At 63.5% G+C, this 23903-nt stretch carries 18 protein-coding genes; 7 read left to right on the top strand and 11 right to left on the bottom strand.

The window, feature by feature from the left end; all coding sequences use genetic code 11:
* Positions 1 to 2: 2 nt before the first annotated feature.
* On the top strand, positions 3 to 1394 hold the full coding sequence (gene sthA, locus NH448_RS06835) for a Si-specific NAD(P)(+) transhydrogenase (RefSeq protein ID WP_253028623.1): 1392 nt from the start codon (positions 3 to 5) through the stop codon (positions 1392 to 1394).
* Positions 1395 to 1487: 93 nt separating this feature from the next.
* Here the strand turns inward: sthA and NH448_RS06830 are convergent, their stop codons facing one another.
* The 7 genes from NH448_RS06830 to leuS form a co-directional block, all read right to left on the bottom strand.
* Positions 1488 to 1910: a DUF488 family protein gene (locus tag NH448_RS06830; protein WP_045992658.1), complete on the bottom strand. Its 423-nt coding sequence runs from the start codon at positions 1908 to 1910 to the stop codon at positions 1488 to 1490.
* Positions 1907 to 2851 carry a PA2778 family cysteine peptidase gene (locus NH448_RS06825; protein WP_045992657.1) on the bottom strand — a complete coding sequence of 315 codons (945 nt, stop codon included), beginning with the start codon at positions 2849 to 2851 and terminating at the stop codon, positions 1907 to 1909. Before NH448_RS06825 ends, NH448_RS06830 begins: the two co-directional genes overlap by 4 nt.
* 13 nt (positions 2852 to 2864) lie before the next feature.
* Positions 2865 to 3254 carry a PA2779 family protein gene (locus tag NH448_RS06820; RefSeq protein WP_045992681.1) on the bottom strand — a complete coding sequence of 130 codons (390 nt, stop codon included), beginning with the start codon at positions 3252 to 3254 and terminating at the stop codon, positions 2865 to 2867.
* 148 nt (positions 3255 to 3402) lie between these two features.
* Positions 3403 to 4479 (bottom strand): GGDEF domain-containing protein, encoded by a 1077-nt coding sequence (locus tag NH448_RS06815; RefSeq protein ID WP_052704339.1) that lies wholly within the window; start codon positions 4477 to 4479, stop codon positions 3403 to 3405.
* Between the two features lie 201 nt (positions 4480 to 4680).
* On the bottom strand, positions 4681 to 5742 hold the full coding sequence (holA, locus tag NH448_RS06810; RefSeq protein ID WP_045992656.1) for a DNA polymerase III subunit delta: 1062 nt from the start codon (positions 5740 to 5742) through the stop codon (positions 4681 to 4683).
* 7 nt (positions 5743 to 5749) lie between these two features.
* Entirely contained in the window at positions 5750 to 6241 is a 492-nt protein-coding gene (gene lptE / locus NH448_RS06805) for an LPS assembly lipoprotein LptE (RefSeq protein WP_124803682.1), read from the bottom strand.
* A 109-nt stretch (positions 6242 to 6350) separates the two neighbouring features.
* Complete coding sequence (gene leuS, locus NH448_RS06800; RefSeq protein ID WP_253028622.1) at positions 6351 to 8927, bottom strand: leucine--tRNA ligase; 2577 nt, start codon at positions 8925 to 8927, stop codon at positions 6351 to 6353.
* Positions 8928 to 9158: 231 nt separating this feature from the next.
* On the opposite strand from leuS, the gene NH448_RS06795 reads away from it, so the two are divergent.
* The gene (locus NH448_RS06795; protein WP_045992653.1) at positions 9159 to 9671 is read left to right on the top strand and encodes a zinc ribbon-containing protein; all 513 of its coding nucleotides are present in this window, start codon (positions 9159 to 9161) and stop codon (positions 9669 to 9671) included.
* Between the two features lie 56 nt (positions 9672 to 9727).
* Here NH448_RS06795 and NH448_RS06790 read toward each other — a convergent pair whose 3' ends face one another.
* Entirely contained in the window at positions 9728 to 11044 is a 1317-nt protein-coding gene (locus tag NH448_RS06790) for a hypothetical protein (RefSeq protein WP_253028631.1), read from the bottom strand.
* Positions 11045 to 11077: 33 nt separating this feature from the next.
* A complete protein-coding gene (locus NH448_RS06785; RefSeq protein WP_253028621.1) occupies positions 11078 to 11983 on the bottom strand; it encodes a LysR family transcriptional regulator in 906 nt (301 codons plus the stop codon).
* Positions 11984 to 12248: 265 nt separating this feature from the next.
* Here NH448_RS06785 and leuC point away from each other — a divergent pair, with 265 nt between their 5' ends.
* From leuC to NH448_RS06760, 5 genes are all read left to right on the top strand, one after another.
* Positions 12249 to 13694, top strand: coding sequence for a 3-isopropylmalate dehydratase large subunit (leuC, locus tag NH448_RS06780; protein ID WP_045992651.1), 1446 nt, complete (start codon positions 12249 to 12251; stop codon positions 13692 to 13694).
* A 3-nt stretch (positions 13695 to 13697) separates the two neighbouring features.
* Positions 13698 to 14351, top strand: coding sequence for a 3-isopropylmalate dehydratase small subunit (gene leuD, locus NH448_RS06775; RefSeq protein WP_253028620.1), 654 nt, complete (start codon positions 13698 to 13700; stop codon positions 14349 to 14351).
* A 94-nt stretch (positions 14352 to 14445) separates the two neighbouring features.
* Positions 14446 to 15516, top strand: coding sequence for a 3-isopropylmalate dehydrogenase (leuB, locus tag NH448_RS06770; RefSeq protein WP_045992649.1), 1071 nt, complete (start codon positions 14446 to 14448; stop codon positions 15514 to 15516).
* 127 nt (positions 15517 to 15643) lie between these two features.
* Entirely contained in the window at positions 15644 to 16756 is a 1113-nt protein-coding gene (gene asd / locus NH448_RS06765; protein ID WP_253028619.1) for an aspartate-semialdehyde dehydrogenase, read from the top strand.
* A 206-nt stretch (positions 16757 to 16962) separates the two neighbouring features.
* Positions 16963 to 17604, top strand: coding sequence for a uracil-DNA glycosylase (locus NH448_RS06760; protein ID WP_045992647.1), 642 nt, complete (start codon positions 16963 to 16965; stop codon positions 17602 to 17604).
* Positions 17605 to 17661: 57 nt separating this feature from the next.
* Here the strand turns inward: NH448_RS06760 and NH448_RS06755 are convergent, their stop codons facing one another.
* Together NH448_RS06755 and NH448_RS06750 are read right to left on the bottom strand one after the other, a co-directional pair.
* Positions 17662 to 19218 carry a hypothetical protein gene (locus NH448_RS06755; RefSeq protein ID WP_253028618.1) on the bottom strand — a complete coding sequence of 519 codons (1557 nt, stop codon included), beginning with the start codon at positions 19216 to 19218 and terminating at the stop codon, positions 17662 to 17664.
* 885 nt (positions 19219 to 20103) lie between these two features.
* The coding region (locus NH448_RS06750; RefSeq protein ID WP_253028617.1) for a type I secretion C-terminal target domain-containing protein at positions 20104 to 23903 on the bottom strand (3800 nt) is incomplete at its 5' end.

The raw sequence follows: 23903 nt of genomic DNA, 5'->3' as shown, positions 1-23903 counted from the left end.
CGATGGCAGTCCACAACTATGACGTGGTGGTGATCGGCACCGGGCCCGCCGGCGAGAGCGCAGCGATCAATGCGGCCAAGCATGGCAAGCGGGTCGCGGTGGTCGAAAAGCAGGCGCGGGTCGGCGGCAATTGCACCCACTGGGGCACCATCCCTTCCAAGGCGCTGCGTCATCAGGTCCGCCAGATCATGTCGTTCAACACCAACAGCATGTTCCGGGATATCGGCGAGCCGCGCTGGTTCTCGTTCCCCAAGGTGCGTGAACGCTCCCGGGTGACCATCGATCAGCAGGTGTCCATGCGCACCAACTTCTACGCGCGCAATCGCATCGACCTGTATCACGGGATCGCACGCTTCAAGGACGAACACACCCTGATGGTAAGGGGCAGTGGTGAAAACCAGGAAGAGCTGGTAGCGGACAAGGTGATCATCGCCACCGGGTCACGGCCCTATCGTCCGGCGGACATCGATTTTCGCCACCCTCGTATCTACTGCTCCGATACCATTCTTGGTTTGCAGCACACCCCGCGTACCCTGATCATCTTCGGCGCCGGCGTCATCGGCTGTGAGTACGCCTCGATCTTCTCCGGGCTCGGACTCAAGGTGGATCTGATCAACAACCGCGGCAGCCTCTTGTCCTTCCTCGATGACGAGATCAGCGATGCGCTGTCCTACCATCTGCGCAAGCATGGTGTATTGATCCGCCACAACGAGGAGTACGAGCGCGTCGAGGGTGACGAAAACGGCGTCACGGTGCATCTGAAGTCGGGCAAGCGGCTGCGCGCCGACGCCTTCCTGTGGGCCAACGGCCGCACCGGCAATACCGACCAGCTGGGCCTCGAGAATATCGGTCTCACCGCCAACGGCCGCGGTCAGCTGCAGGTCGACGAGCACTATCGTACGGCGCTGCCCCACATTTACGCCGCCGGAGACGTGGTCGGCTGGCCGAGTCTCGCCAGCGCCGCCTACGATCAGGGGCTGAACGCCTGCGACGAGCTGCTGGACCGGGAGTTCCGCTACGTCACCGAGGTGCCCACCGGGATCTACACCATTCCCGAGATCAGCTCCTTCGGTCGCACCGAGCGCGAGTTGACCGAGGCCAAGGTGCCTTACGAGGTCGGCCATGCCTTCTTCAAGGACACCGCCCGCGCCCAGATCACCGGCGATACCGTCGGTATGCTCAAGATCCTGTTCGATCAGGATACCCTGGAGATCTACGGCATCCACTGCTTCGGCGACCAGGCCTCGGAGATCGTCCATATCGGCCAGGCGATCATGCAGCAGGAAGGGGAGGCGAATACGCTGAAGTACTTCGTCAACACCACCTTCAACTATCCGACCATGGCCGAGGCCTACCGGGTGGCCGCCCAGAATGGTCTCAACCGGGTGTTCTGAGCCGGCCAGCACGACCGACAAGAAAGGTGCCCTTGGGCACCTTTCTTGTCTGGGGTCGGACTATTGGCGCCTGCTGGATCCGGTGCCTGAGCTCTAGTGGCCGCTCTCGTGGGCAAAGCAAGGCGGCGAGGATGGCAGGGCGTCTTCCTGATCTTCCTGGTACAGTGCCTCGAGCAGGCGCTGGCGCAGCTCGGGCAGATGGGTGCTGTCGACATCGCGCGCCGCGGTCACCAGCGTCAAGCGGCCACGCCGGGCCAGGCGCATCAGCGGATACAGCCGGTCGGGGTGGTCGCGTAGCTCGCCGCGATAGCGAATCTCGAAGACCCTGGAACTGATCTCCTCGAGCTGATACTGGCGTCGCAGGGCATTGCTGGGTGAGGCCTCCCGGTACCACTCGGTAAGCGCCAGGGACTCGCGGCTGCGTCCCCTGGGCCACAGGCGGTCGACCAGTACTCGGGCGCCGTCGTCGGGCTCGGGCGCCTGGTAGACGCCCTTGAACACGATGTCGTAGCTCATCGAGCTCCTCCTTGCTGTTCGTTCAGCGCCTCCCTGGCGCCTTGCTGCCAGGGCCCGTCAAGCGAAGCCGCACGCCTGAGCGCTTCTCGAGCCCCTTCGTCATCGCCTTGGGACGCCAGGGTGAGCCCCAGGTTCAACCAGGCCGGCGCCAGCGACGGATCGTTTGCGACAGCGCTGCGCCAGGCGTCGATGGCCGCGTCAGGCTGGCCCGCCGCATGGTAGGCGTTGGCCAGCGCGAAGTGCCCCATGGCCTCCTCGGGAAAGCGATCGACCAGGGCTTGCCAGGCCGGCAGGCTTTGCTCTGGTCCCTGGACCCGTTCGAAGTCCGAGGTGGCCTGGATGGCCGCCTCAGGTGCAATCGTCACCGGCAGCTCTCCTGGCGTCAGTGCCACGAAGGCCCAGCGCTCGGAACGTTGCCAGGTGGCGTCGAAACGCCCGAAATCGGTGGCATCCTGACGGGTAACGCCGGTGCGCAGCAATACCTCTTCGCTCTCGAGATCGTACCCGTTGACCACTGCGAAGTGCCACAGCGGGAAGGCCGGCAGCGACAGGTTCTGCAGTACCACCACCGCGCGGCCGGCATCGACCTCTTCGAGCAGCGAGGCGAAGCGTGGCGCCAGAGTGAACGGGATTCGCCCGTGCCGGCGACTGGCGGCCAGCATCTCGGGCTGGAAGCTGCCCTTGCGACTGGGCACGTAGATTTCGGGGATCAGTTGATCGACGCCGACGTCGACCCCTGCATGGTTGAGCACCATGGCCAGTGTGGCCGGGCCGCACTGGTAGTCACGCTGGGGGTGAAAGGGGACGTCTTCGAGGAGCTGGCGTTGGGGCAGCGTAGCGGTGACGCTGTGGTCCAGTTCGGGGGCGCTGGCACAGGCCGTGAGCCACATCACCAACGAAAGAGCGCCCGCCAGGCGGGCGCTCGAGACGAATGAGCGCATCACGCGCATGTCCTTAGCGGGTGAACGGGTAGACGTCGGTCAGACCCAGGATGTCGGTGACCAGCAGGATGACGAAGACCGCGAACAGCACGCCAATGACGCTGGCGCCGGCGGGCATCTGGTCGAGCTGGTCGGCCATCTGCTGAGCTTCGGCGTCGGACAGGGCGGCTACGCGGTCCTCTACCTCACCGGGATCGACGCCCTGGAGTTCGAGTTGCTGGCGTACGTCATCGCGGGCCAGTACCTGATGGATGCGTTCTCGGGCGTCCTGGCTCTGCTGGGAGGCCAGCACGTCGTTGGTCGAGGCCAGCGGGACCGAGGTGGCGGCCCCGGCGCTGGCGGCACCCAGGGTCAGGCACAGCATCAGAACAGTACACAGCAAGCGGCGCAGTCGTGAAGTCATGGGGGCTTCCTTGTTGATGGTGTCGGGAATTGTTCGATCCTTGGTGATGGCGACATGCATCCAGTGGCATCCTGCCCGCCGGATGCGTTGGCGACAACAGGAGTATAACGAAGGTGGTACAGGAATTTCATGCAGGTTGTTGGTTTCTCTAGCCCAGGCGGATGCAATTGCGTCCTTGATGCTTGGCCTGGTAGAGCGCCTGGTCGGCCCGCCGGTACAGGGTGGAGAAGTCGTCATCGGCGTGGCTTGAGACGGCGATGCCGATACTGACCGTAAGGTTGGCGCCGGCCGCCGGTTGGGTCAGGTCGAAGTGCTCGGTTTCGTGGCGAATTCGCTCGCCGACGGTTTCGGCGTTGCGGGCGTCCGCCTGGGGCATCAGCAGGGCGAACTCGTCGCCCCCCAGACGCGCCGCCAGATCGCTGCGCCTGGCCACGCGCTTGAGCATCTCGCCGAAGGACTTCAATACCTTGTCGCCGGTGGGGTGGCCGTAGCCGTCATTGATGCGTTTGAAGTTGTCCAGATCCAGCAGCATCAGCGCCACTGGACTATCCGCCGGGCGCCGAAGGGCCAGCAGGTGGGGGGCCTGGTCGAGCCACTGGCGACGATTGTAGAGCTGGGTGAGGTCGTCGGTCATCGCCAGATAGCGCAGCGCGTTGCTGTGGCGTTCCAGGCGCAGCAGGGCGACAAACAGCACCGTGCCGACCATCAGTACCAGTCCCGTCAGTACGGTGGCCACCAATGCCAGGCGTCGATCGAGCTTTCGCTGGTGCGACTCGGTCTCCATCAGATAGATGGCCAGCTCATCGATGGTCGAAGCGAGCCCCGGCAAGGTGTCGGTGATGTCTGCGGTGGTGCCAGAGAGAGGCGAAGGAGCGATCAGGTCGATCGAGTGCTCTGCACGTTGCAGGTAGCCGACCACGCTGTCCCGCTGGGAGGTGGGCAGTCGCGTGGCGGTGCCCGCCAGCGTCCGCAGACGGTGTTGGAGGGTATCGGCCACTTGCGTGAGCTCGTGAGCCCGGGGCGAGTTGTCGATGCCGGCAAACTGCTTGAGTGAAGCGATGCTCGCCACATTTTCCTGAGACCGTGCCGTTTCGATGATGAGGGCATCGCGGACAACGCCCATGGGCTGGCGCACCTGGCTCAGGTAGCCGAGCAACAGCAGGGCGCTGGCGGTCGAAAGCAAGGTGACGCCGGCGGCCAGAACCAGCGGGAAGACACGGGTCATGATGGGGGCACTCGCGGTCGCTGGCGACCAGACGCGCTGGGCGCCCAAGGGGTAATGATGCAGGTGCTTGCCCTATTCTATGCGCAGAGTACCCGCAGTGCGGGGTCATACCCCCATTGGCCGGGCTGACCTATCCCATCCTGGCGTCACAGGGGGGACGCCAGGCCACATCATGCGAGAGCAAGGAAGACGAATCGTCGGCTACGGCGCCACGCGATAGGACCAGGCCATTTCTGCCAGCAGTCCACGACCGCCAGCGAGGGTCAGCGCCAGGTCCTGAATGCCCTGTTCCAGCGGCAGGTCCGCTGCGCCCTTGATCGACAGGTCCAGGCGTTGGGCGAACATCAGAAGCTTGTGCAGACGCTTGAGTGGCAGGCGACGGATGGCTTCCTGGTAGGCGGGGCGCCGACGGTCGAAGATCGGAGGCTTCTGGGCCTTGCAGGCGTGCTCGAAGCTCTGGCCCTGGTCCAGGTGCTGATGCAGCGACAGCAGGGTGCGAATCTCGCGGGTCAGGGCCCACAGGATGATCGGTGGCTCGGTACCCTCGGCGGCCAGTCCCGCGAGGATACGGAGGACGCGCTCGCGCTCGGCTTTCAGGCAGGCATCGACCAGAGTGAAGACGTCGTAGCGGGCACTGTTCTCGACCCCTCCGGCGACGTCACGGGGGGATACCTGAGCGCCGGGAGGAAGCATCAAGGCCAGCTTCTGCAGTTCCTGGTCGGCGGCCAGAAGGTTGCCCTCGGTGCGTTCACCCAGCAGCCGGGCGGCGTCCAGCGACATCGACAGACCGTGGCGCTGGGCGCGGTCCCTCAGCCAGAAACCCAGGCGGGAAGGGTCGACCGGCCACACCGGAACGAACAGCCCCAGCTTGTCGAGCGCCTTGAACCAGGCGCTCTTCTGCTCGCGGGCGTCGAGCTTGGCGCAGCTGACCAGCAGGATGTTGTCGCTGCCCTGTGCCTGTTCGGCGTACTCCTTGAGTGCCTTGCCGCCTTCCTGCCCCGGCTTGGCGCTGCCCAGACGCAGCTCGATCAACTTGCGCGAGGCGAACAGCGACAGGCTCGCCGCGGACTCGGTGAGGCGGCCCCAGGCGAAGTTGGCCTCGACGTGGAGCACCTCACGTTCCTCGACGCCCGACTCGCGCGCACGTGCCCGGACCTGGTCGCAGGCCTCCATGTGCTGCAGAGGCTCATCACCGGCGACGATGATGACAGGGGGCACGGACTTCGAAAGCGCGTCCGGCAGCTTGTCGGCAAAGACCTTCATGGGTGAATCAGACTTCCTCGATGGCGCGCAGTCGGTCGATCATCTGGCGTACGGCCTCGCGGCGGGCGTTTTCCAGGGCATCGGCGCGTAGCTCATCCTGGGACAGCAGGTTGTCGTCGGTGATCGAGAACTCTTCGAGCACCTCCACCGCCTGGCGATCGGCCAGGTAGGCGCCATCGCTTGCGCGCTGGATCGAGTAGGGAATCCGCAGCACCAGTTGCTGGTCCTGAGAGCCGGTGTCGAGCACGCCGACCTGACGGATGCTGACGTCTTCGCCACCCAGGTTGAGACGCAGCGACGCGGTCTCGTCGACGCGGGTGCCGAGGCTTTCCAGACGCTTGGTCAACTGCTCGGCGAAGGGGGTGTCGGCACCGTCGAGCGCCAGGCTGTCCAGGGACAGCACCTCGCCGCCGACGCCGCGCAGGTGGAAGCCGCAGCCCGCGAGCAGCAGGGCGGCGCCGGAGGCCAGGGTCAGACCAAGGAAGTGACGACGCTGCATGGGAACTCCTTGTCCAGCGTGAGGGAAAAACCGAAGGCACAGCCTTCGGCATCATGTCCTGGTATCACCGACAGTCTGACGCGGCGGGCGAGACGCCCGCCGCGAGCTGTCAGTTGGCGACGATGTTGACCAGCTTGCCCGGCACAACGATCACCTTGCGCAGGGTCTTGCCGTCGGTATGGCGCTGGACGTTGTCGTTGGCCAATGCCAGCGCTTCGACGGCGGCCTTGTCGGCGTCGGCGGGCACCTCGAGGCGCGCGCGCAGCTTGCCGTTGACCTGCACCACCAGCTCGATGCTGTCGCGCGCCAGGGCGCTTTCGTCGAACGCCGGCCAGGTGGCATCGATGACCGCGCCGTCATGGCCCAGTGAGCGCCACAGTGCGTGGCAGGCGTGGGGCGTGATCGGTGCCAGCAGCAGCACGCAGGCCTCGATCGCCTCGCGGCTGACTGCCAGGCCCTGAGGGCTGGTATCGCCGAACTTGGCGATGGCGTTGGTCAGCTCCATCACCGCGGCGATGGCGGTATTGAAGGTGGTGCGGCGGCCGATGTCGTCGCCGGCCTTCTTGATCGTCTCGTGGGTCTTGCGGCGCAGTTCGCGCTGGGCGTCGTCGAGCGAGGCGATGGCGGCGGCATCCAGCGCTGCCGGCGTACCGGCCTCCAGATGCTCGGCGACCAGACGCCACAGCCGCTTGAGGAAGCGGTGGGCGCCCTCGACGCCGGAGTCGGACCACTCCAGTGACTGCTCCGGGGGGGCGGCGAACATCATGAACAGGCGCACGGTGTCGGCACCGAAGCGATCGATCATGGCCTGGGGGTCGACGCCGTTGTTCTTGGACTTCGACATCTTCTCGATGCCGCCCATCTCCACCGGCTGGCCATCGCTGATCAGGGTGGCGCTGAGCGGGCGTCCCTTGTCGTCACGCTTGACCTCGACGTCGGCGGGGTTGAACCACTCCTTGCCGCCGTTGGCCTCGGGGCGGTAGAAGGTCTCGGCGATCACCATGCCCTGGGTCAGCAGGCGCTGGAACGGCTCGTCGGAGTCGACCAGACCGAAGTCGCGCATCAGCTTGTGGAAGAAGCGGGCGTAGAGCAGGTGGAGGATGGCGTGCTCGATGCCACCGATGTACAGATCCACCGGCAGCCAGTAGTTGGCGCGCTCGTCCAGCATGGCCTCCGGGTTGTCGGCGCAGCAGAAGCGCGCGTAGTACCAGGAGGACTCCATGAAGGTGTCGAAGGTGTCGGTCTCGCGGGTCCAGCCATCGCCCAGATCGCTGAACGCCGGCATCTTCTTGAGCGGCGAGCCGGAAGCGTCCACGGTGACCTCCAGCGGCAGCGCCACCGGCAGCTCGTCGTCGGTGAGCGGCACGGTCTGGCCCTCGGGGCCGTACTTGACCGGAATCGGCGCGCCCCAGTAGCGCTGGCGGGCCACGCCCCAGTCGCGCAGGCGGTAGTTGGTCTTGACCTCGCCGTGGCCGTCGCGCTCGAGGCGGCTGGCGATGGCGTCGAAGGCCGCCTGGAAGTCGAGGCCGTCAAACTCGCCGGAGTTGATCAGGCTGCCGTGCTCGACCCAGGCGCCCTGGGACAGGTCCGGGGCCTGGCCATCGGCGTCGGCGATCACCGCGCGGATCGGAAGGTCATACTTGGTGGCGAACTCCCAGTCACGCTGGTCGTGGCCGGGCACCGCCATCACCGCACCGGTGCCGTATTCCATCAGCACGAAGTTGGCGACATATACCGGCACACGGTCGCCGGTCAGCGGGTGGATGGCCTCGAAGCCGGTGGCCATGCCGCGTTTTTCCATGGTCGCAAGCTCGGCTTCCGAGGTGCCGCCGTGGGAGCACTCCTCGAGGAAGGCGGCGAGTTCGGGCTTGTCCTCGGCGGCCTTGATCGCCAGCGGGTGGCCGGCGGCCACCGCCACGTAGGTCACCCCCATCAGGGTGTCGGGACGGGTGGTGTAGACCCTGAGCGGCTCGTCGCCATCGACGTCGAAGGCCAGCTCGACCCCCTTGGACTTGCCGATCCAGTTGCGCTGCATGGTCTTGACCTGCTCGGGCCACTCGACCTTGTCCAGATCCGCCAGCAGCTCATCGGCGTAGTCGGTGATCTTCAAGAACCACAACGGGATTTCCTTGCGCTCCACCGGCGCACCGGAGCGCCAGCCACAGCCGTCGATGACCTGCTCGTTGGCCAGCACGGTCTGATCCACCGGGTCCCAGTTGACGGTGGACATCTTCTTGTAGACCAGGCCTTTTTCCACCAGCTTGGTGAAGAACCACTGTTCCCAGCGGTAATAGTCGCTGTCGCAGGTGGCGAACTCACGATCCCAGTCATAGGCGAAGCCCAGCGCCTTGAGCTGGGCACGCATGTAGTCGATGTTCTCGTAGGTCCACTTGGCCGGCGGTACCTGGTTCTTGATCGCGGCGTTCTCGGCCGGCATGCCGAAGGCGTCCCAGCCCATCGGCTGCATCACGTTCTTGCCCTGCATGCGCTGGAAGCGGCTGACCACGTCGCCGATGGTGTAGTTGCGTACATGCCCCATGTGCAGCTTGCCGCTGGGGTAGGGGAACATCGACAGGCAGTAGAATTTCTCGCGATCCTGATCCTCGATCGCCTTGAAACACTGGTTTTCATTCCAGAACTGCTGGGCGTCGTGTTCGATTTCGTGGGGCTTGTACTGGGCGTCCATCGCGGTCTTCGAGTACCTTGCAATCAAGGCGCGCCCAAGGCGGCGCGCAGGGTATGGGTATCGTCCGGCGGCAGGGTTGTGCAGAATCAAGGTTGATGCGGCCCTGTCACCGGCGCGGCAATGATGCCCGCAAGGATACCCCAGCAGCCCGGGGTCCGGCTATGGTGGGCCGCCAGTGTTCCGTTCGGGTTACCCCGAGCGGTCCTTGTCTGCATCAAGGAGGACACCGTCATGAGTGATCAACATTCTTCGTCCGGCGAACATCGTCTGCGCGACGGCTATGAGCGGGTACTGGCCCGGCTCAAGGAAGGGGCCGAGGACCTCACCTGGGACAATCTGCAGAAGGATCTCGACGACGCCGTGGAGTTCGAGGCGGAGCTCGAGGAGTACACCAAGGACGAACTGGCGCTGCTGAGGGCCTGGGTCGAGCGTGATCTCAAGGACATGCGCCGCTACCTGGCTGCCGGCGGCGAGGGCGTGGCCAGCTGGCTCGGCATCGACCTGACCATCCTGTCGCGCAAGGTGGTCGATTCGCTCTTGTCGATCGCCGATCGCAGCGTGATCGAGCGCGAGCAGCTCGAGGACGACCTTGAGGCCTCCCGTGCCGACTACACCGCCGGCGAACTGGCGGCGCCGGGACGCATGTCCTGCGTGCACTGCGACGCCGTGGTCGAATTGCACGGGGTCAAGCGCATCGAGCCCTGCCATCAATGCGGCCATCGCTACTTTGGACGTGTCGGCTGACGTCCGCCGACCGCGCCGTCGGCGCAATATCAGGTGGCAATCGTCTGGCGTGCGGCTCAGGCCGAGACGGCCTGGGCCAGGCAGGCGATCGCCACCAGCACCAGCGCCGACATGACCAGAGCGTAGTGTAGATTGTGCTTCATCATGCGATAGCCACTGATCCCGTAGCGCCCCTGCAGTGACAGGTTGATGCCCGACAGCGGGCCGACGGCGGTGCCCACGCCCCAGGACGCCAGGGCGACGAAACCGAACAGGGTCTGGTGGGGGCCATCCAGATCCAGCATCGAGGCCAGCACCGAGATGCCGATGATCGGGTGCAACCCGGCAATGGCGCTGGCAACGATGGCCACATAACTCAGCATGGCGGGCCCCACACCAAAGTCGGCAAACAGCGTCCAGTCACCGTTGGTGGCGGCGGCGACCAGGATCGAGAGTCCCTTGGTCAGAAGTCCCGCACACAGAAACAGGGTGATTTCGCCGCGCATGCCCGGCAGTCGGTAGTGAAGGTGACGTACCAGGCGTTCTCGGGTCGCTGCAGCGCCCCTGGCCAGGTTGGCGGCCAGCGCCAGTGTCGGCATCAGGAAGGTGATGATGCTGACGATGGTCAGAGACGGTGTGATGACGTAGTGAAACACCATCACCAGTCCGGCCACGCTGGCCGGCATCAGCAGACTGCGGGGGGACAGTGAAAAGCCAGGGACCTCGCTGACGTCGAAGCGGCGTGACAGTTCGAACACGCTGTAGAGGCCGCCGGCAAAGGCCAGCGGCAGTCCGGCGGCCAGCACCGTGGTGTATTCAAGCGATGGAGCCAGGGAGACCGCCACGCCCATGGCGGCGAAGAACGGCGACCACATGGCGGCGCTGGAAAGCCCTCGGTTGAGCCCCAGTAGTTGAACGTCGAGCAGACGACCGCGGCGCTCCAGGCGATCGCCGACCATGAAGACCGCGGACAGGTTGAGGATGGCCCCGAGCAGCTGCACCCCCAGCCAGGTCCCGGCCAGACCTCGGCGCCCGGTCACCGGTTCGCTGTTCGGTGGCCCCTCCGAGGGGCGCCCGATCAAGGCGATAAAGCTCACCCCTACCAGCATGGCCACCACGAAGGCGTTTCCATCGAGCAAGGTGGTGATGTCGGGGGTGGCGTCGAAGCCCACCACCGCCAACGCCAGAAAGGCAAGCCCCAGCACCGCCAGCACGCCGGCCTGCCACTGATTGCGCCGGGGAATGTCCGGCCACATCAGCAGGCTGGCGGCCCACAAGGGCAGGCTGACGCTCCAGCTCGGCAGCCCGTCGAGGCCCAGGCCCGCGATCTGCGTCAGCAGGCCCGCCAACGTCAGTGCGCCGGCCAGGCGGTGTCGCGGTGGAGGGAGAGGCATGCGAGTCATTCAGACGTCCCTGTGGTGGTGCGCTCAAGGCGAGGCGGGGTCTGCCACGGCTTCCTGGTCGAGGCATTCGAGCAGCGAGCGGGCGGCGTTGGACAGGGTGCGGTCGCGGTGCACCAGGTAGCCGAGCGGGCGCTGTATCGCAGGCTCCTCGAGGGCCAGCCGGACCAGTCTTTCGCTGGCGATGTCCCGCTCGACCATGGGGTCGGGCAACAGACTCCAGCCAAGCCCGGCCGTGGCCATCATCTTGAGGGTTTCCAGATAGTTGGTCGACTGTCCCACCCGCGGCGTCAGACCGTGCCTGGCCAGGCGCTCGAGGATCAGCTGGCGGGTGAAGGTCAGTGGGCCCGGCAACAGGGCGTCATGCTCGCACAGGGTCGCCAGGGTTACGCGGCTCTCCCGCGCGAGCGGATGCTCCGGGGCGGCAACGAAGGTCATGTCGTCGACCCACACTCTGGTGGCGCGAAGCTGAGGGTCGGGGTGGGCCGACAGGGTCACCAGGGCCACCTCGATATCGCCGTCCAGCACGCCCTGGTAGGCCTGCTCGGAGTCGAGAAAGCGCAGGTCGAGGCGCACCTCCGGGTAGCGCTTGACGTAGCTGCCCAGCACCGGCGGCAGCCGGTGCAGGCCGATATGATGGCTGGTGGCCAGGGTCAATTCGCCGCTGACCTCGTCGCTCAGGTTGCTCAGGGCCCGGCGGCTGTCGTCGACCATGACCAGAATCTGGCGTGCCCGCGGCAGCAGCAGCCGCCCGGCTTCGGTCAGACTGACGCGGCGGCCGATACGGTCGAACAGTCGGGCGCGCGTCAGTGCCTCCAGGCTGGCGATACGCTTGCTGACGGCCGGCTGGGTGAGGTGCAGCTGCTCCGCCGCGCGGGAGAAGCTGCCGCTGTCGGCCACGGCGAGAAAGGCCTGCAGGCTCTGGGTATCCATGGCAGTGCTCCCGGGGCGGATGACGAGGGAAAGTGGCGACGATTTGCCGGGTAATGATGTATTCCACTTGGGAATCGTTTGAATAAATAACATGAATTGATTTTATTGGCGAGTGGCGCGACACTCGACCTATCCCATCCCCGGGCAAGGCCCGCGGGACCGGCAAACGACCGTTTTCGATCAATCGAGAGGGGCGGCTTCAGAACGACCGACAGGCCCACCGCCAGCGTGGCGCCTGGAGCCAAGCCCCCGGAGGAGACACCGCATGGCAGGCCAGACACTCTACGACAAGTTGTGGCGGCAGCACCTGGTCAAGGAGCGCGACGATGGCACCGCGCTGATCTATATCGATCGTCAACTGCTGCACGAGGTGACCTCGCCCCAGGCCTTTGAAGGTCTGCGTCTGGCCGGGCGCAAGCCGTGGCGGCTGGACGCCAACCTGGCGACCCCGGACCACAACGTGCCGACCACCGTGAAGGAGCGTTCCGAGGGCAACAGCGGGATCAAGGATCCGGTATCACTGATCCAGGTGCAGACGCTTGATGACAACTGCGAGGCCTTCGGCATCGAGGAGTTTCGCATCAATGACCCGCGCCAGGGCATCGTCCACGTGGTCGGCCCCGAGCAGGGTGCGACGCTGCCGGGCATGACCGTGGTGTGTGGCGACTCCCATACCGCTACCCACGGCGCCTTTGCCGCCTTGGCCCATGGCATCGGCACCTCCGAGGTCGAGCACGTGCTGGCTACTCAGTGTCTGCTGGCGCAGAAGATGAAGAACATGCAGGTTCGCGTCGAAGGCGAGCTGGGCGAGGGCGTCACCGCCAAGGACGTTGTATTGGCGATCATCGGCGAGATCGGTACCGCCGGTGGCACCGGCTACGCCATCGAGTTTGCCGGCAGCGCCATCGAGAGCCTGTCGATGGAAGGTCGCATGACAGTGTGCAACATGGCCATCGAGGCCGGAGCCCGGGTCGGCCTGATCGCGGTGGACGACACCACCATCGAGTATCTGGCCGAGCGCCCCTTTGCTCCCAGCGGCGAGCAGTGGGACGCCGCCGTGGCCGACTGGCGCGAGCTGGTCTCCGATGCCGACGCCGTGTTCGACAAGGTGGTGACGCTGGACGCTGCGTCCATCGAGCCTCAGGTCAGCTGGGGCACCAGCCCCGAGATGGTCACCGGTGTCAGCGGTGAGGTCCCGGATCCCGCCGAGGCCGATGACGACACCGCGCGCACCGGCATCACCCGGGCGCTTGAGTACATGGGGCTGTCACCGCGCCAGAAGATCACCGATATCCGCCTCGACAAGGTGTTCATCGGGTCCTGCACCAACTCACGCATCGAAGATCTGCGTGAGGCGGCCAAGGTGGCCCGTGGTCGCAAGGTCGCCGACAGCATCCAGCTGGCGATGGTCGTCCCGGGCTCCGGTCTGGTGAAGCGTCAGGCCGAGGAGGAAGGGCTCCACAAGGTGTTCATCGAGGCCGGCTTCGAGTGGCGTGAGCCCGGCTGCTCCATGTGTCTGGCGATGAACGCCGACAAGCTCGGTGCCGGCGAGCACTGCGCCTCCACCTCCAACCGCAACTTCGAGGGGCGTCAGGGTTACGGTGGTCGCACCCACCTGGTCAGCCCTGCCATGGCCGCCGCTGCCGCCATCGCCGGCCACTTCGTCGATGTGCGCCAGTTTGATTCCACCACCGCTCGCCAGGAGGCCTGAGCCATGCAAAAGTTCGAACGCCTTGAGGGTCTGGTCGCGCCGATGGATCGGGCCAACGTCGACACCGACCTGATCATTCCCAAGCAGTTTCTGAAGTCGATCAAGCGTACCGGCTTCGGCGTCAACCTGTTCGATGAACTGCGCTACCTCGACGAAGGCCAGCCCGGTCAGGACGTCAGCCAGCGCCCGTTGAACCCGGATTTCGTACTCAATCTGCCGCGTTATCAGGGTGCCCAGGTGCTGCTGGCACGGCGCAACTTCGGCTGCGGCAGTTCCCGTGAGCACGCGCCCTGGGCGCTGGAGGACTTTGGCTTCCGCGCGGTCATCGCGCCGAGTTTCGCCGATATCTTCTACAACAACGCCTTCAAGAACGGCATCCTGCTGATTACTCTCCCCGAAGAGCAGGTCGACCGGCTGTTCGCCGAGGTCGAGGCCAACGAGGGCTACCGTCTCGATATCGACCTCGAGCACCAGCGTGTGGTGACCCCTGGCGGAGAGATCCTCGAGTTCGAGGTGGACGCCTTCCGCAAGCACTGCCTGCTCGAAGGCCTCGACGATATCGGCATCACCCTCAAGGACGAGGCCGCCATCGCCGATTTCGAGGCGCGTCATCGCACCGCTCGCCCTTGGCTGTTCCGCGAGCCGGCCAAGGCGTAGACCTGTCTCTCATCGACAGCTGGCCCCGCCCGATGGCGGGGCTTACGATTCTCTCGATCTTCATCTTTCTGCCAGCTTTCAGGAACCCCAGCTCATGACCCGCAAGATTCTTGTCCTTCCCGGTGACGGCATCGGCCCCGAGATCACCGCCCAGGCCAGCCGCGTGCTCGAGGCGCTCAAGGCCAAGGGGCTCGACGTGGACGTGGAGGAAGCGCTGGTAGGCGGCGGCGCCTATGACGTCCACGGCGTGCCCTTGCCCGAGGAGACCCTGGCCAAGGCGCGTGCGGCGGACGCCATCCTGCTGGGGGCCGTAGGCGGCCCCCAGTGGGACACCATCGAGGACCTTTCCAAGCGACCGGAGAAGGGGCTTCTGGGGCTGCGCAAGGAGCTGGGGCTGTTCGGCAACCTGCGCCCGGCCATCCTCTATCCGCAGCTGGCCGAGGCCTCGACCCTCAAGCCCGAGGTGGTGTCCGGGCTCGATATCATGATCGTGCGCGAGCTGACCGGGGGTATCTACTTCGGCCAGCCGCGCGGCGTCGAGGAGCGTGACGGTGAGCGCGTCGGCTTCAACACCTACGTCTACAGCGAGAGCGAGATCGAGCGCATCGGCCGGGTGGCCTTCGAGATGGCGCGCAAGCGTGACAAGAAGCTTTGCAGCGTCGACAAGGCCAACGTGCTGGAGGTCACCATCCTGTGGCGCGAGGTGATGGAGCGGCTGTCCGCCGAGTACCCGGACGTGGAACTGTCGCACATGTACGTGGACAACGCCGCCATGCAGCTGGTGCGCGCGCCCAAGCAGTTCGACGTGGTGGTGACCGGCAACATGTTCGGCGACATCCTGTCCGACGCCGCCGCCATGTTGACTGGCTCCATCGGTATGCTGCCGTCGGCCTCGCTCAACGAAAGCGGCCAGGGCATGTACGAGCCTTGCCACGGCAGCGCCCCGGATATCGCTGGCCAGGGTGTCGCCAATCCGCTGGCCACCATCCTCTCGGTGGCGATGATGCTGCGCTATTCGCTCAACGAGCCTGCCATGGCCGAGCGCATCGAGGCTGCGGTGGGCAAGGTGCTGGATCAGGGCCTGCGCACCGCCGACATCGCCTATCCGGGCACCCGCCAGGTGTCCACCAGTGAGATGGGGGATGCGGTGCTGGCGGCGCTTTAACGCCTTTGTTAGTGGTGCTGGCGCCCGGCAATCGGGCGTCGCCCATCCTGACTGTGCCGGTGGCATCTGAAAGGTGCTGCCGGTTTCTGTATAATGATTGCCTCACTCGATTTCTGGAGGACTTCACATGTTGAAAGTCGGTTTCGTCGGTTGGCGTGGCATGGTGGGTTCCGTGCTCATGCAGCGGATGGTGGAAGATGGAGATTTCAACGGCATCGAGCCGGTCTTCTTCACCACCTCCCAGGTCGGTCAGGCCGGCCCCGACGTGGGTGTGGACGTGCCTCCGCTGAAGGACGCCTTCGACATCGAGGCGCTCACGGCGCTGGACGTGATCATCACCTGCCAGGGCGGCGACTACACCAAGAAGGTCTATGAAGACCTGCGCGGTGCCGGCTGGAAGGGCTACTGGATCGACGCTGCCAGCACCCTGCGCATGAGCGATGACGCCACCATCGTGCTCGACCCGGTCAACCGCAAGGTGATCGACGCCCAGCTCGACGCCGGTGCGCGCACCTTCGTCGGCGGCAACTGCACCGTCAGCCTGATGCTGATGGGCCTCGGCGGGTTGTTCGAGGCGGACATGATCGAGTGGATGACCTCCATGACGTATCAGGCCGCATCCGGCTCCGGCGCCAAGCACATGCGCGAGCTGCTCAACCAGATGGGCGGCCTGCGTGACAGCGTGGCAAGCGAGCTCAAGGATCCGGCCAGCGCCATCCTCGACATCGACCGCAAGGTCACCGAGGCGATGCGTACTGGCGCCATCCCCACCGACAACTTCGGTGCGCCGCTCGCCGGCAGCCTGCTGCCATGGATCGATTCCAAGCTGGATAACGGTCAGAGCCGCGAGGAATGGAAGGGCTACGTCGAGACCAACAAGATTCTCGGTCGCCAGGACAGCCCGGTCCCCATCGACGGTCTGTGCGTGCGTATCGGCGCCATGCGCTCTCACAGTCAGGCGTTCACCATCAAGCTCAAGCAGGATGTGCCGCTCGACGAGATCGAAGAGCGTATCGCCAGCCACAACGAGTGGGTCAAGGTCATCCCCAATGACAAGGACGCCACCATCGATGGGCTGACGCCGACTGCCGCCACCGGCACCCTGAGCATCCCGGTGGGTCGTCTGCGCAAGCTGAACATGGGTGGTGAGTACCTCAGCGCCTTCAGCGTCGGTGACCAGCTCTTGTGGGGCGCCGCCGAGCCGCTCAAGCGTATGCTCAAGGTACTGCGCGAGCGCTAAGGCAAAGCACTATCGGATCGTCGGGGCGCCTTTTGGGCGCCCCGACGTCGTTCAGGGCCTTGATGTGCGGGCCCATCGCGTCATTTACATGATCGATCAGCAGCGGAGCAGGGCGCTTGGGCAGGACCACCGTTCGTTCATTCGTCAGGCGATTGCGCAGGCGGCCAGATGGGCCAGACGTTGCCAATCCCTGGCGCGATAAACCATTGGCCGACAACCTGACGGCCTATCTCGAGCTGATCCAGGAACACGCCAGGGAAACGACCGCGGCTGGACGGCCCAGGTTGCTGCTGGTGGCCGAAGCACTGGGTTTCAAGGGCGGTGGCGAGACCGGAATCCCGTTGTCGAGCCCGGCACTACTGCGTTCTTGTAAGCATCCCTTTATCGAGACGCTGAGACCGCACCTCGCCCTGGTACCGGAGGGCGGCAGCGAAGCCACCGCCACCATCGCCTGGGAGTGCTTCGCACGTCTTGGGCTGACGCCGCTGGTGTGGAACGCCTTTCCCTTCCACCCCCATCAAATAGCGCGACCGCGCAGCAACCGCGCGCCACGCGCAGCAGAGTTGCGCGAAGGCATCGACTGGCTCAGGCGGCTGGATCAGCTGGTCGCTGCCCACTCGACGCCGACGATGGTGGCTGGGGTAGGGCGAAAGGGCACCCTGGCCGCTCAGGCTGCCTTTCCCGAGCGCGAGGTCGTCGCCCTGCGTCACCCTTCCTACGGCGGCAAGGCCGAATTCGAGCGAGGCCTCAGGCTGCTGATGAGCCGGCTGGATACTGCCGACCCTGCTCGCCAGAAAGCGCTCCCGAAGCGGACCGCTCGATTGACCTGCTTGCAGGGCACGGTCTGACTGTGTGTCAGGCACAATTCGAAAGGTCGATGAGCCAAGGCACTTCTGGTGCACGCCTTAGATATCGGCAGGGATCGTCGTATCCTCCAGCAGAGTGCGCAGATCGTCTTTGATCGTTGGCGCCATTTCGCTATCGAGAGAGGTCTGCGCCGTTATCGGCGAGGGACTCGGATCATCGGCCAAGATGGGAGTGATGGCGGGGTCAGTGAGTTTGCCAGCGCTCTCGCCGTCATCGAGAAGCTCGGCGATATCGAGTGGCTCGGCTGCGGGAGTGTCCTGGTTTGATCGTCCCTTCACCGGCGAGTCGTCGTTGATGCGCACGAGCAGCTCACCCAGGGCACTGTCGCCGTCGCTGTCGGTGATCCGGTAGCCAAAGCTTAGATCCAGATTGTCCTCGATATTGACCCCACCATGGTCCAGCGGGCGAGCCAGGGTGACGCGGTAGGTACCGTCCTCCACGTCCAGCAGCTCGACGTGAAGTGCTGTCCTGCCATCGGCGTCGAGTCCGGTCAGCTGCTTGCCCTCAGCGCCTGGCTGCCAGTCGATCCTTGTGCCACCGGACCGGATATCAGGAAGGTTGTGGGTTTCCCAGACAACGTCGCCGGCGCCGTCGTCTCCAAAGTCGTAGCCGAGGTTGCCCATGGCGACGGTTGCTTCGCCGGGTATGTCGCCGATTCCACCGGGCTCGCCCCCCGGCAGGCCATCCTCATCGAGCAAGGCAAGTGGCGATGAGGTTGCAAGGTCACCATCACTCAAGGGCGTCGTTGGGCGATCGTCAGACAGTAGTGCTGCATTGACGCTGATGCGACCCTCGCTTGCCACGCTATCGCCATCACCATCGGTGGTGACAATCTGAAAGACCAGCTCTGTGTCTGAGGTGATGTTGGGGCTGGCGTTCAGGGTGAAACTGCCGTCCGAGTTGACCGTCAGGCTTCCCTGTGGAGTAAAGATGCGTTGATCCAGGTCGAACTCGGTGGTGCTACCGGCCAGGGTCACCTTGGTGGAATCGACGCCATCGGCGCCGCCGCGCTGGCGCCAGAAGCCGGTCACGTTGTCGCCAGCGTCCACGGCGACGGGTGAATCGATGGTATTTGTCGGGGAGTCATCGTCAACCACGATGCCTACCCTGGCAGATGCCTGATTGTTCTGGCTATCGCGAATGGTGTACTTGACCGAAAAGGCCAGGTCATCCTCGTTACCTGTGATGGGATGATCCAGTGGTGCGCGCAGGGCAAGGCGATAGGCCCCGGTATCGATATCGATATCGGTAACGGTCAGGTGCAAGACGGTCTGGCCGTCCAGGGTCCTGGCTGCCAGGGTCTTGCCGCTGGGTGAAACAACATAGTGTAGCGCTTCGCCCTGGGACGACAGGCTCGGCAGGCCGCTGGACGACCACGAGAAGGGCGCGAAATCTGCCGCTCCCAGGCTGCCAAAGCTGTAGGGGATGGTGCCGGTGACCACCGTCGCAGACCCGCCAAGGTCGCTCGGGCCTTCGAGATTGCCGCCGGGAAGCCCATCCTCATCCACACTGGCGACCGTGCTGATATCGTCGCCTTCCTCTAACGGGGGCGACAGGATGGTCGCGGCAACGAAACTATCCAAGCCAGACTTCATGGTAAAAATCCTTGCCGGTAAGTGATGAAGGGTGTTTGCAGGGAATCCGACGCTCTGGCGAATAGGAAGAGTATGCTGAAGTAAGAATCCCCGCACCCAGTCGTCTGCATCTATCCTAATGGGAAGGGGTGGCTATTGGTTAGGGGAGGGATGCTTTGGTAGTAATACAATCAGTGGTATAGGCAGACGTCAGAAGCAAAAATGTCAAGAATGAGAGGTTTTTATGTCATTGTCATAAGAGGGATCGATAGTGACGGGTGTGACAATGTACTAGAGGAAAAAGCATCGATCTCGTACATCGCGCCTTGTCTTGAAGATCGAAAGGAGGAGGCTGCTGGCTACATTCAACGCGGTCATGCCCAGACCCGAGGAGAAATCGATTGCGGCCGTGTCGAAGAAGCGGAGGTTGCTTCTGCTCTGGGGGTGCGAATTGGAGAGCTACGTCTGAATCCTGAAGACCGAGGTTATTCACCTGAATCCGTTCGCCACGATGGAACCGTCGCAGCAGGCTTGCCTCCAGTGTACCCATGGCGACAACCACGAACGCCTCATGCGGAAACGAAAAGCCTGAACCCTGTACACAACAGGACTCAGGCTTTGAGCGCCGGCTGAACGAGATGGCCAGCCATTGTGGGTCTGGTCATACTTGTCGACGCTATTTTCAGTTCTTTCTAATGCTTGTCATCAGGTTGTTGTCAATGGGTGGGCGGCGGGCCGCCCATCCCGTTTTCCCTCCGTTGCCCTAGGGCTTGTCTGAAAAGTGCCTGCGCTCGGTAATACGGCGTTAAAAATCGGATCAAAATGCTCATTTACACCCCGTAAACTGCGCTTTCTCACCGATTTTTGCCTTGTCTAACCTTCGCTCGTCGACTTTTCGGACAGCGCCTAGTCGACCTTCAACTGGCCATCGTCGAGCAGGTTCTGCAGGAAGGTGTCCCCATCTGCTCCCATCTGAACGCCGATCAGAACGACCACCTGGTCAGCGTTGCCGCCTCCGGCGGCGAGGTTACCCTCGCTGCTGATGGACAGCACGGTGTCGTCTCCGTCCTGGTTGGCCTGCAGGTAGTCTGCGAGGTTGTTCTCGTCGGCACCCTGGAGAAGGTCGGCAAGATCGAGCCGATCGGCATCGGCATCGACGCCAAACTCGCCGACGGTGAAGTCGGTCACGGTATCCCGTGCCGGCGTGGCCGAGCTACCGGCATCATCCAGCCCCCAGGCAAAGACATCGGCTCCGGAACCACCGGTCAACTGATCGTTATCGCCACCACCGATCAGCAGATCGCTATCACTACCACCGAGTAGTAGATCGTTTCCGCCGCCGCCGATCAGAATGTCGTCGCCCGCCCCACCGGATAGCTGATCGTCACCACCATCGCTGCGCGATCCGCTGGCCAAGGCATCGACATTGTCCCGGATAAAGACGGCCGTCTCATCCCTGGTGGGCTCGGTGCCATTCTGCGTGGTCAGGTAGTCGACCAGTCCGGCAAAGCCACTTCCGCTCTCTCCTCCGACACCCGCTGGGTTGATCTCGTCGCCAAAAATTACGTCGTCGCCGGCACCGCCGGCCAGAACGTCATCGCCGAGATCCGCCGGCTGATCGAAGGACGAGCCACCGTCCAGCGCCGTTGCAAACTCCTCGGGGGTGCCAATCATGGACACCTCACCGGCTGGCACAAGCTGGTCGTCTGTGTAGCTTTGAAGATCGAGCGAGATATCCTGAACGTACAACGTGAAGAACTCCCCTCTAGCGTTCTCCACCTCGAACTGTAGCCTATAGGTTCCTCCTTCCAGCCCGTTGGCCACAATCTGAGTAGTACTATTGTTGATATTGCCCGAGCGAAATCTTAACCCCGTGGCAACGGCATCCCAGCCTCCCTCATCATTTTGCGTCTGCAGCTCCCAGGAGAAGTTGTCGTTTATATTTCCTTCCTGTTCCAGGTCGTTTGCGGTGTCGGTCACGAAGTTAAATGACACGCTATAGAACTGGTTGACACCGGCAGGTTCATTCACGACGAAAGCGTCACTGGTGACGATCGTGCTGCCATCACCCGTGCCATTGTCCCGAATGCGTAGATAGGTGCCGATCGAGCTACTGTCGATGGTCACTCCACCATCAGCCGTCTGCAGCGCCCAACTATCGATGGATGCGAGTCTTCCCGTGTCTCCCGTATTAAAGGTGGCAAGAAATTCCGCATCGCCTACCGATGTACCGGCATCCAGGGGAGTGGGCACCATCTTCAACCCACCACTTGAGGTGTTGTCAAGAACCTTCAATACCTCAAGGTTGGCGTCGTCGCCTACCCCGATCGCCTCTACCCGACTGATAGCGGCCAGCGGATCGTATCCTTCGAGAGAGTTGACAATATCACCTAGGGTGGTGACGTTTCCTTCCCCTGTATCAGTGACGCCAATGTTTCCGTTCGCGTTATGAGATACGGGGTCTCCATCGGACATGAAGTAGGCAACGTTGTTGAAGCCCTCCTGACTGACAGACGTCATCCAATCGTTGGCGACAACAAAGGCTTGCTCATAGTTGGTTCCAGAAATAACCCCTCTGCTATCCAGGTAGGCATTGATGTCGTCCAGATCCGCTACTGACAGATCATTGAACTCGATCGAGTTAGCCACCTTACCAGCGAACGTCACGATCTGGGCATTGATCGATCCTTCGAAAGAAGCCAGTTCGGTAAGCTGGGCTCGTAGCGCTTCGATGGCCACCTTGAAGCGTGATTGTCCGTTTTCCAGAAACTGCCCCATGCTTGGTGACACGTCCAGAATAAAGGACACATTGTGGTTCTGCGCAGGTTCGAGCACGGTATGGGTGCCGCCGGCATCACCGAGAATGACGTCGTCACCATTGCCACCGGTGGTGCTGTCATCGCCGCTGCCGCCGACGAGTAGCTGGTCACCATCCGGCAAAGCCAGCGCCAGAGTACCGTCGGCTGTATCGCCGTCGTTATCCGTTACGGCCAGTGGCAATGCCAGTGTCGGTGCATTCTCCGCTTCGGCGTAGACAAAGTCCCCTACAGAAAATGGCCGGGTGCCATCCAAACCGCGATACTCGATCGCTTCAAAAGCCTCGCTGGTCGTAAGCACCAGCTGAGCACCGACGGGAATGCTTCTCACGTTGAGGGTGCCATCGGCATTTTCCTCAATCGTCACCGACGAGGTGATGTCATTGCCGGCACTATCCAGGAAGCGAACATCGCTCCTTGAAAGGTCCAGCACCTGACCGCTGACGGCAACCGGATGTCCGCTCGTGTCGGTGCCATCAGAAGCTGAAGAAATGGCCCTGATCTCGATATCGGCAAAAGTTGCTTCTGTATTGATAAACTGGCGGATATAGGTAATTCCGCGATGGTTATCCCAGCTTGCTTCGGTGTTGGTAAAACGGAGGTTGTCAACGAAATCGAGTCGAACCGACTCGTTGAAGCCCGTCAGGTCATCGTGGCCCGCAGCCAGCTGTGTATCCCCGTCAGTTCGCAGCCAGGACGCATGAGGCCCATTGTAAGTCCAGGCGGATGCCACAACATCGGCTGCTCCCTCGGTTCCCTCAAAGCCGACGAAGCGATGCCCGGATCCGGAACCATTGTCTCCGAACTCAAACACAATGTGTTTGCTGCCGTCACTGATTTGCGTGCTGGTACCGTCAAATGCTCGGATTTCATCATCGAGGACCTCTACCTCGTAGGTAGAACCATCCGCCGCCAAACTCACCTCGAACGCCACGTCACCTCCAGCGGTCTTGGCCTGCAGCGTCTTGCCATCACCGCTCAATTGGTAGGTCAGGCTCTCGCCATTAGACGTGAGCAGCATCCCGCCACTGGCACTCTTGACCTCCGCCCCGTTCAGTCCGGCACCAAATTGCACGGACTTGATGCCATCGGCTCCCGCAATATCGCCAAAGTTGACTGTGCCTGAGGCCAGCAGCCCATCCTGGGCATCGGATGCATGGGGCGTATCGTCATCGACCACCACCGAAAGGAAGCCATTTGCCTGGCTGCCATCGGCATCGGTAATGGTGTAACCAGCGAAGAAACCGAGATCGTTCTCGCCATTGCCCGGGGAGTGCTCGAGCGGCTGGTGCAGTGTCACCTGATAGGTGCCCGAGGCCTGGTCGGTCAGGGTGATGGTGATTACCTGCTCGGTGCCGCCACTACCATCGCTGGCCAAACCGACAATGGTGCTGCCAGCGTTGCCAAGCGTGAACGTTACCGCACGACCATCCGCGGTCTCGAGATCGGATGGCAGGCCGGCAAGGCGCCAGGTGAAGGCACCGTTGGCTGCAGGACCATCGGTGCCAAAGCTGTATCCTAAGGTGCCACTGGCGACGGTGTTCTCTCCTGCCACGTCACCGACGCCACCGGCGATGCCGCCAGGCAGGCCATCTTCGTCAACGACAGCAGTGGGGTTGGTGGTGGTTGGGTCACCATCGCTATCGGGGGTGGTGGGACCAGTGCCGCCATCGGCGACTGCGACATCGAGGCTACCGCCGACCGTGCTGCCGTCGCCGTCGGTGGCGGTATAGTCGATGGTAGCGTTGCCGACGAAGCCGGGATTGGGCGTGAAGGTCAGGCTGCCGTCCGGGTTGACTGCGACGGTACCGACGGTCGCGCCACCCTGAACGGTGGCACCGGTTAGCGCGCCTTGACCATCGGCGCCGAACTGGTCGTTACCGAGCACAT

It is taken from the genome of Halomonas sp. OfavH-34-E, from assembly GCF_024124525.1.
In the GTDB taxonomy this organism is placed as follows: domain Bacteria; phylum Pseudomonadota; class Gammaproteobacteria; order Pseudomonadales; family Halomonadaceae; genus Halomonas; species Halomonas litopenaei.
Note: the sequence above shows the minus strand (reverse complement) of the source record. Positions and strands in the feature narration are given on the sequence as shown.